Annotated in this window: 7 protein-coding genes; 2 read left to right on the forward strand and 5 right to left on the reverse strand. The window is 57.8% G+C overall.

The annotated features are described in order from the left end of the window. Positions 1–186 (reverse strand): 50S ribosomal protein L31 (rpmE, locus tag ACPLUI_RS07990; protein ID WP_424659740.1); only part of this gene is annotated, 186 nt, incomplete at its 3' end. 193 nt (positions 187–379) lie between these two features. Here rpmE and ACPLUI_RS07995 point away from each other — a divergent pair. Then, the gene (locus ACPLUI_RS07995) at positions 380–1,696 is read left to right on the forward strand and encodes a diguanylate cyclase (protein WP_424659741.1); all 1,317 of its coding nucleotides are present in this window, start codon (positions 380–382) and stop codon (positions 1,694–1,696) included. Here ACPLUI_RS07995 and ACPLUI_RS08000 read toward each other — a convergent pair. Both ACPLUI_RS08000 and ACPLUI_RS08005 read right to left on the reverse strand, forming a co-directional pair. After that, positions 1,680–2,924 carry a radical SAM protein gene (locus ACPLUI_RS08000; protein WP_424659742.1) on the reverse strand — a complete coding sequence of 415 codons (1,245 nt, stop codon included), beginning with the start codon at positions 2,922–2,924 and terminating at the stop codon, positions 1,680–1,682. The genes ACPLUI_RS07995 and ACPLUI_RS08000 overlap by 17 nt on opposite strands. Positions 2,925–3,053: 129 nt before the next feature. Further along, on the reverse strand, positions 3,054–3,956 hold the full coding sequence (locus ACPLUI_RS08005; RefSeq protein ID WP_424659743.1) for a peptidoglycan DD-metalloendopeptidase family protein: 903 nt from the start codon (positions 3,954–3,956) through the stop codon (positions 3,054–3,056). Positions 3,957–4,309: 353 nt separating this feature from the next. Between ACPLUI_RS08005 and ACPLUI_RS08010 the strand changes: the two genes are divergently transcribed. Beyond that, a complete protein-coding gene (locus tag ACPLUI_RS08010) occupies positions 4,310–6,151 on the forward strand; it encodes an APC family permease (RefSeq protein WP_424659744.1) in 1,842 nt (613 codons plus the stop codon). Positions 6,152–6,159: 8 nt separating this feature from the next. On the opposite strand, the gene ACPLUI_RS08015 is transcribed toward ACPLUI_RS08010, so the two are convergent. Both ACPLUI_RS08015 and ACPLUI_RS08020 read right to left on the reverse strand, forming a co-directional pair. Beyond that, on the reverse strand, positions 6,160–7,578 hold the full coding sequence (locus tag ACPLUI_RS08015; protein ID WP_424659745.1) for a sensor histidine kinase: 1,419 nt from the start codon (positions 7,576–7,578) through the stop codon (positions 6,160–6,162). Continuing rightward, on the reverse strand, positions 7,553–8,061 hold a 509-nt coding region (locus ACPLUI_RS08020), incomplete at its 5' end, for a response regulator transcription factor (protein WP_424659746.1). The genes ACPLUI_RS08020 and ACPLUI_RS08015, both read right to left, overlap by 26 nt.

The following is an 8,061-nucleotide window of genomic DNA, read 5'->3' on the forward strand; positions in this document are numbered from 1 at the left end:
TTTTTTGCGGAACCGGTCCGCCCTCCCCCTTGTCTCAACAGTCCTCTGGGAACCGGTGAAGAAGGGGTGGCATTTGGAGCAAATTTCAACCTTGAGTTCCTTCTTGGTCGAACCGGTTTCAAAGGTGTTGCCGCAGACGCAGATTACTCTCGCCGGCCCATATTTGGGGTGGATGCCTTCCTTCATTGGAAAAATCACCTCGCTTAAGACCTGAAACGCATCTTAATGCATACTTTATTAGTATAACATAACAAATGATGTGAAGCAAGCATTGTTGGGCTTGAACTGAAAGATATTTCATGATAAGGTAATTATGTGGTATAATGTTTTTCTTACAACACCGGCTTTTTATCCCCCCTTACAGGAGGTTTTTTTAAATTTGCTAGGACCTGTTATCCACCCGCTGGTACTGTTGCTGTCCGGCAGCCGCGAAACCGTCTCGGCCGTGGCTTCACAGCTGGATTACAATTTGTTCAACCTGCTCATCACCACCAGGGAGGAGGAAGCCGTAGAGATCATCCGCCGGGGCTGGTCGGACGTGCTCATCTTTGAACCCTTCGGCCCACAGCAGCATTGCAGCGACCTTTCCATCTTTTTGCAGGGACAGGGCGGCACCCTGCCGGTGATTCTGATCACCAATCACCAGGACTGCCTGCCCGAATCCCCATGGTCAAGGGTTTACGAGGTGCTGCACAAGCCCATCAACAGGGTGGAACTGGCCGCGCGACTGAAATCGATGGTTACCCTGCGCCAGCTGGAGAAGCAACTCGCCGGCCAGCACCTGGCACCCAAGCGGGTGGCCAGAGTGCTCCTGGTGGAGGACAGCCCCCTGCAGCGCAAGATCCTGGCCGGATACCTCACCGGGGGAGGCATGGAAGTAATTACCGCCTCCGACGGGAGGGAAGCGCTGCGCATAGCCGAGCAGCAGAAACCCGACCTCATCCTGCTGGACGTCATCCTGCCCGGCATGGACGGCTTTGAAGTCTGCCGCGTTTTAAAGGAGAACCCGGACCTGAAGGACACACCGGTGGTATTCATCACTTCACATCAGGGACGGGAGGAAAGGATCCGCGGTCTGGAATGCGGGGCTGACGATTTCCTGCTCAAGCCGGTGGATAAAAGGGAATTGCTGATACGCACACATTCCCTGATCCGCCGCAAGCAGCTCATGGACACCCTGCTGCAGCAGGCCACCCGGGACCCCCTGACCGGCCTGTACAACCGGCGCCAGCTGGCCCTCGACCTGCAGCGGGAGCTTTCCAGAGCCAGGCGTTACGGCACCCCCCTGGCTTTAATCATGGCCGATGTGGACTTCTTCAAGAACTACAACGACACCAACGGGCACCTGGCAGGGGACGAAATTCTCCGGCAGCTGGCCCGCTTATTTACCTCCAACATCCGGGAGATGGATACGGTTTACCGCTATGGAGGCGAGGAATTTATCATCCTGCTGCCCCAGACGGACCTGGCCGGAGCAACTGCGGTAGCCGAAAAACTTCGCCAGAGGGTGGAAAAGCATCCCTTCCTCTACGGTGAAAAGCAGCCGGGAGGACGGCTGACCATCAGCCTGGGGGTGGCGGTTTACCCGGACCACGCCCGGGACGATGAAGGGCTGATCCTGGCCGCCGACCGGGCCATGTACCGGGCCAAAAAAGAAGGTAAAAACCGGTACGCCACGGCTACACCTCCCGGGTAAAGTTCCCCACCAGGAGGCCCGGCACTTTCTCCAACCGGCTGATGAGCCCTCCGATACCGGCCAGTTCTCCCCGGGCCGGGGGGAGGCGGCTGAAGAGGTAATCCGGGTCTATGTTCAGGTTGCGCAACTGCACCATCTGGACCCCGGTTTCCTGGATAAAGGCCAGGAGGCTTTTTATCTCCTCCTCGCGGTCGGTCAGGCCAGGCAGGACCAGGAGGTTCAGGGAAACAAAGACTCCCGCCTCACGCGCCAGCACGATGGAACGGCGTACGTCACGCAGATCGTAATTCCGGGGCCGGTGGTAGGCGCGGTAAATCGCGGGCCTGGCGCTGATTAAACTCACCCTTATGGAGTCAACCCCGCTGTCTATTATTTGTACCATGCCGGCAGTATGGCCGGCATTCGTATTTACATTTACAGTCCCGCGGGATACCACACGCCGCACACGTGAAACGGCTGCGGCGATGGTACCGGCAGCCAGCAGCGGCTCTCCCTCGCACCCCTGGCCGAAACTGATGATGGCCCCGGGAGCGCTGCCCAGGTGCTCTTCCATAACTTCCACCACCGCTTCCAGCGGAGGGGTGGACGGAATCCTGTCCTGCGGGGAAGGACAGCATCCGGCAGGCTGCCTGGATATACACCCCAGGCAGCCTGCATTGCAATGGGGGGAAACGGGCACTCCCCCCTCCCAGCGCCGGTAAAAAATATTCTGGGCGGTAAAGCAGGAGTACTCCCGGGCACAACGGGCCAGCCGGGTCAGGACCGGGTTCCCGGGGTGGCGGGCCAGGTGTTCGGAGATTAAACGCCCGAGTTCCGGCGTGTTGTAATGGCCGGGATCCCAGCGGTAGGGGTTGTCTGTCTGCCGGGCGGCAACCCAGAGCCCGTCCTTATGCCAGGCCACCGCCGTATAACCGAAGCGGGGGAGGGGTTTCTCCCCCGCCGGCCTGCGGTACGCCGGCAAAAGGGTGCGGGTGTAGCCCTGGGGTAAAAGGGCGGCCACGGCAAAGACGGGAGTCCCCTCAACCTCTTTCACCAGGACAAATTTGCCCCGCCGGTCGAGTCCCACGGGGCTCCCACCCGGAATCAGGACCAGTGAAGCACCCCGGGGCAGGGGCATCATATCGGAAGGGGTTATCTCCACAAACCGGTCCCCGCTCCGTCCAACAGCGCTTATGGCAGGATGATCGTAAAAGCGGCCCCCGGCGTCCGCGTAAACAAGGCGATACACGCTAAAACCCCCGTAATATGCGTTCCAAAAGCTACTCCACCATTATAAGCAACGGGGCCGGGGCAGGTCAATGACAAAGCCCGGCCCGCACCCATTTAAAAGGCAAAGACCCGTTTTATGCGCGGGCCTTTATACTCTGGTGCGGGTCAGGCACAACAGGGGGTCATAGGGTATGCCGTTCAAACGCACCTCCAGGTGCAGGTGGGGGCCGGTGGAACGGCCGGTGCTGCCCACCAGGGCGATAACCTCCCCGGCTTCCACCCACTGCCCCGGTTCCACCAGCACCTTCTGGGCGTGGGCGTAGAGGGTTTCCAGACCGTGGCCGTGGTCAATAATGACCGCGTTCCCATAGGTACCCCGGGGACCGGCAAAGGTCACCCGGCCGGAACGCACCGCCCGGATGGGTTCGCCCTCCCCCGCGGCGATGTCCACCCCCTCATGGGGCCGGCCGTCCCGCCAGCCAAAGGGGGAGCTCACCCAACCCACCACGGGCCAGAGCAGCTGGTTCACCGGCAGGGCGGCTGTCACGGCTGCCGCAGACTGGTTGTCCCCGTCCCCGGCTGGAATGGCCACCTGCTGTCCCGGAACGAGCCGGTCCGGATTCCATAAACCGTTGGCGTCCACCAGCCGGGACACAGGCACCTGGTAGTCCCGGGCAATATCCGAAAGAGTTTCGCCGGGCAAGACGGTGTGCACGTGTACCACACCGGGGATTTGCAGTGCCTGCCCCTCCACGATCACGTCAGCATCGTGGATGCCGTTTGCTTCCTGCACGACGGTTACCGGCAGGCCGAAACGGCCGGCAATGGCCTCCAGGGTATCACCGGGCCGCACATGATACACGTACCTCTCGCCGGCCGGCAGGCTCTTGCTCACACCGGAAATATCGCCGTATGATACACCGCTGAGAATGGCCTCGTCGGGTGCGGCCATGAGAGGAACCCTCCCGGGCACCAGGCACGCTGCCAGAAAAACCCCTGCGGCCAGGAAGACGGTCCATGTGTTTAAACGCTTTTTAACTAACCTGCCCATGTATACTCCTCTCCTTCTGCCATCCCACGATTTTGCTATCAGGCAGCCTAAAAAAGAGGATTGCCAAAAGTCGGGCCCCTTTATACATGGGGCTCAGTTGAAATGCCCGGTGACAAGAATATTTAAAAAATAACGTCCCCCGTTGAGATGAGGAGCTATTTTTCTTTTTCCCGCATACGCGTTCAGCCCGAACCGCACCGGGTTGTTTCCCGGCTTTTGACTCTTTGAGAACGCAGCCCTAAAATGAGTTGAGTGATATTGCAAACAGGAGAGGAAACACAGGACCTTTGAGCCGGTTTTGCAGGTGGAAAGCGGTGACTGTATGCGGGTGAAAGTGAGGGGTAAGAGGAAAGATGTTGAGGACTTTAAAAAGGTTGTTAATAGGTGCGCCGCTGCCCAACCAGAGTCTGGTACGGGAGAAACTGCCCGTTTGGAAGGCGCTAGCCATCTTTTCGTCAGACGCCCTTTCCTCGGTGGCCTACGGGCCGGAACAGATCATTGCCGTGTTGACGGCCGCTGGAGCCGCCTTATACGGGTTCACAGGCCCCATTGCGGTTGCCATTCTCTGTTTGCTGGTCATCGTCAGCATCTCATACGCCCAGGTGGCCCGGGCCAACCCGGGTGGCGGCGGCTCATACTCCGTGGCCAAAAAGAACCTGGGTGAAACCGTTGCGCTTATTGCTGCAGCTTCCCTGTTTATCGATTATACCCTGACCGTGGCCGTAAGCATTTCCTCAGGTACGGATGCCATTATTTCGGCTTTTCCGGTGCTCGTTCCCTACCGCACCGCCATCGACCTGGGCGTGCTCTTTGGCCTGCTCATGTTGATAAACCTGCGCGGTGTCCGGGAATCATCAACAGTCTTTGTCTTTCCGACCTACGCTTTTATATTTGGTATTCTAATCCTGGTGGCTGTGGGAACCTGTATGGCCCTGGCAGGGAAAGGGGCTGTTTTACCCCCCGCTTCGATGAAATTTGCATGGAACGGGCTGGCACTCTTTGCAATTTTACGGGCTTTCGCCAGTGGCTGCAGCTCCATGACCGGAGTAGAAGCCATTTCCAACGGTGTGACCATGTTTCAACCTCCGGAGGTGGAAAACGCCCGCCAGACCACTTATATCATGGCCCTGATCCTGGGAGTGATGTTCGGCGGCATAACCTTCCTGTACATGCGCTACCACCTCCTCCCGCAGGCCAATCAAACCATGCTTTCCCAGCTGGCATTCGCCGTCATGGGCCATACCTGGGGCTACTACTACATCCAGATCACCACAATGTTGATCCTCTATCTGGCCGCCAATACTGCGTACAACGGCCTGCCGCCGCTTCTTTCCCTGCTGGCCCGGGACGGATACATGCCGCGTTACCTGGCCGCACGGGGCGACCGCCTGGTTTTTTCAAACGGTATCGTTTTGCTTTCCATAATAGCAGCCATGTTCATAATCGCCTATTACGGCAATACCGGGCACCTGATTTCCCTTTACGCCCTGGGCGTCTTTCTTTCCTTCACCATCGCCCAGACGGGCATGGTTATCCACTGGCGGCGCGAGAAAGGCACCGGCTGGCAGATCCGGGCACTGATCAACGGCATTGGCGCCGTCACCACCGCCATCGTGGTGGCAATTATCGCCATAACCAAATTCCTGTACGGAGCCTGGTTGGTGGCTGTTGCCATTCCGCTGTTGATTGCCATGTTTCGAAAAATCTACCGTCACTACCAGGACATGCGGGAACAATTAAGACTGCCCCGGGAGAGCTACGGAGGCGGGAGTAGGAGGCGTCCTGCCGGGAGGAACCTGGTGGTGGTGCCCGTGGCAGGCGTCAACCGGGTGGTGGAGAACACCCTGGCTTATGCCCGGCTTATCTCGCCGGAAGTCATCGCCCTTTATGTGGGCGTGGACGAAGAGAGCAGCCGGGAAGTTCGTGAAAAGTGGGAGCGCTGGGACCCCGGCGTGGAACTTGTTGTCCGGTATTCGCCATACCGGACGATTCTGGAACCAATCATCGACTTTGTCAACCAGTTGCGGAAAAAATGCCAGCCCGGAGACTTTATTACCATCTTGATCCCGGAGTTCGAAACCCGCAGGTGGTGGCACCGTCTATTACACAACCAGACCGGCTGGTTCCTGCGGACTTATTTTATCTTCCACCAGGACGTGGTGGTTTCAGTGGTGCCTTTCCACCTCCGGAAGTAGGGGGCGGGCTAATCCTGCGGCCAGTGTTCCGGAAGGAAAATGCTGAATTCACACCCGCCGCCCGGCCGGTTGGCGGCGGTTATTTTCCCCCCGTGTTTTTCCACCAGGAGTTTGCTTATGGCCAGGCCGAGCCCCGTACCGGGGTACTCCCGGTCGGAAGAAAGGTTGCCCGTATAAAAGCGCTCGAAAATGTAGGGCAGTTCCGCAGGTGGTATGCCCGGCCCTTCATCTGCCACCCGGACATGAAAACCGCCGGGTTTCCATTCGCCTCTCACGATAACTGTGCTGTTTGCAGGCGAAAATTTGATGGCGTTGTCGATGATATTGGTAAAAACCTGAGCCAGACGGCAGCGGTCGCCGCAGATGGTCCTGCGCTCCCCGGCATTGGTTGAAAAATCGAGAACCACCTGTTTTTCAACGGCGAGTGGAGTCAATACTTCCACCACATCGGCAAGCACTTCCTCAGGATGAAGATCTTCCCGGTTGAAGCGGAGGTGGCCGCTCTTCAGCCGGGCCAGGGTGAGAAGATCGTCTACAATGTGCGCCAGGCGCCCGGTTTCGGAGAAAACCCTGGCCAGATAAGCAGGGTGCTCCGCCGGCGGAATGGTCCCGTCAAGCATTCCCTGCACAAAACCGCGAACCGACGTAAGTGGCGTTCTCAACTCATGTGAAACATTGGCCAGGAAGTCCTGGCGGGTTTTCTCCAGCGCTTCAAGTTCGGTGGCCATGAAATTTAAAGCCCGGGCAAGCTGTCCGATCTCATCATGGCGCTCCTGTTCCATTTGAACACGGACACTGAAATCCCCTTCCCCCATCAGCAGGGCAATCCGGCTCATCTGGACAAGAGGCCGCGTAAAGTGCCGCGAAAATAAATAAGTCGGGACGATGGCCAGGATGAAAGTCCCGAGCGCTGCCAGCCAGACCAGGCGAATGACTTCTTTAACAGGTTCCCTGATATCGGCCACGGGAAAGAAGCCGATGATGGTACCTCCCGGAAAAGACGTAGCCGCCACCAGAAGGTCGAGAGAAGGCTGTTTCCGGTCCCTTACCACCCTCGTATATACCTGGTCTGCCCGGGCATGCCGCACAAGCTCTGCAAGCACATCCCGGCCGGGCATAAAATCGCCATCCACGTCCGTGCTGAAAGTTACATTTCCATGCGCATCAAGGACATAAAAATTGGTCCCTTCCAGGTGGGTGATCAGCTCCATGCCCCGGTGATAAGCATTAATCCCGACCTGCCCCTGAAGATATTTTGTGGTGAGGTTGACAGCTTCCTGAATGTCCCCTTTCAAAGAAGTTTCGTATTCACGGTAAAAGTAATGAGAAAACAGTGAGGAGAGAACCAGGCTCAAGACCATAGCGGTAAACAGCGCAATCCCGAGGCCGAGAAGGAGAATCTTAACAAAAATGCTCCACTTCCGCATCTTTTCCCTCCAGCACAAATTTATAGCCCACACCCCACACGGTTTTAATGCGCCACGCACACGAGAACCGCTCCAGCTTTTCCCGGATCCGGTTGATGTGCACATCTACCGTCCGGGTGTTACCCTCAAAGTTGAAACCCCACAGTTGCCGCAGGAGAGACTCGCGGGTGAAGACGCGGTTGGGGTGGGAGGCCAGGAAATATAAAAGTTCGGTCTCCCGGGGGGTAAATTCCACCCGCTCACCCCCCACTTTCACTACATAACTGCTTAAATCTATAACTAAACCGGATAACTCTATGCGCTCGGGTTTGTTTCCAGTTCTTCGGAGGACCGCCTTGACCCGGGCCACCAGTTCCAGCGGGTCAAAAGGCTTCACGATGTAGTCGTCCGCACCCAGGTCGAAGCCGCGCAGCTTACTCTGCAGCTCGCCTTTCGCGGTCAGAATAATCACCGGCAGGGAGGAGTGCTGCCGTATCCAGCGGC

Source organism: Desulfofundulus sp., from assembly GCF_049701015.1.
Lineage (GTDB): Bacteria > Bacillota > Desulfotomaculia > Desulfotomaculales > Desulfovirgulaceae > Desulfofundulus.